The following is a 933-nucleotide window of genomic DNA, read 5'->3' on the forward strand; positions in this document are numbered from 1 at the left end:
AGGAGCAGAACCCGTTCTTCACGCTGCACCGGGAGATGAACCGGCTGTTCGACGAGGCCTTCCGTGGACTCGACATGCCGCGTTCGTTCAGCCGGATGCAGGGCTGGGCCACGACCTGGCCGAGCGTGGAGGTCTCGGAAACCGACGGCGACATCCGGGTGGTCGCCGAGATTCCCGGTCTCGAGGAGAAGGACATCGAAGTCCTGCTCGACGGCGACATGCTGACCCTGCGCGGTGAGAAGCGCTCGGAGACCGAGGACAAGGAGCGCCAGTTCAGCGAGCGCTACTATGGCCGTTTCGAGCGTCGGATTCCGCTGGGATACGAGGTCGAAGAGGACAAGGTGAGCGCCAGCTTCAAGAACGGCCTGCTCACCGTCACCCTGCCGAAGTCTGCCCAGGCGCAAGCGAAGACCAGGCGTATCGCCATCAACGCGGCATCCGAGGGCGAGACCAAGCACTGATGGCCAGCGGGCGCGGCGGGCAGCCGCGCCCGTACCTTCCGCTTCGGGAGGAGCCAGCCATGGAGACCGAAGTCACAGACGATCTGTTCAGACCGAATGACAAGCGTCGACCTTTCCCGCCGGGCACGGTCGCACGGATCTTCCAGCCGCTCCCGCCACGTCCGGCACCGGTTCATCCCGGCCGGCAGCGCTGGCATCTCGTGCTCGAACATCCATCCGCCGGCCTGTCGGGCGAGACAGGCGGCGACGCCGCTCCCGCACCCCTGGCCCAGGTCGAGCTGACCTTTCCCACGCTCTCCTCGGCGACCGCCTATGCGGAGCGTCAGGGCCTGCCATATCTGGTCGAGGAACAACCCCGGGCCGGCAACGCCCGGACGATCCGCTTCGCCAGTGATGCGCTGCAGCAGTCCTTCCAGGACGCTCTTTCCACCTATCTCCTGTTTGCCTGGTGGGACGCGCAATACGGGCGAGG

At 66.2% G+C, this 933-nt stretch carries 1 protein-coding gene and 1 pseudogene; both read left to right on the forward strand.

Annotated features, from left to right (window positions below; translation table 11 throughout):
• A partial coding sequence (locus EQG76_RS06815; RefSeq protein WP_159711809.1) for an Hsp20/alpha crystallin family protein occupies nt 1–461 on the forward strand: 461 nt, incomplete at its 5' end.
• Between the two features lie 59 nt (nt 462–520).
• Nucleotides 521–933: pseudogene (locus EQG76_RS06820) on the forward strand (hypothetical protein); the annotation flags it as partial.

This window comes from Geminicoccus flavidas, assembly GCF_009806515.1.
GTDB classification, from domain to species: domain Bacteria; phylum Pseudomonadota; class Alphaproteobacteria; order Geminicoccales; family Geminicoccaceae; genus Geminicoccus; species Geminicoccus flavidus.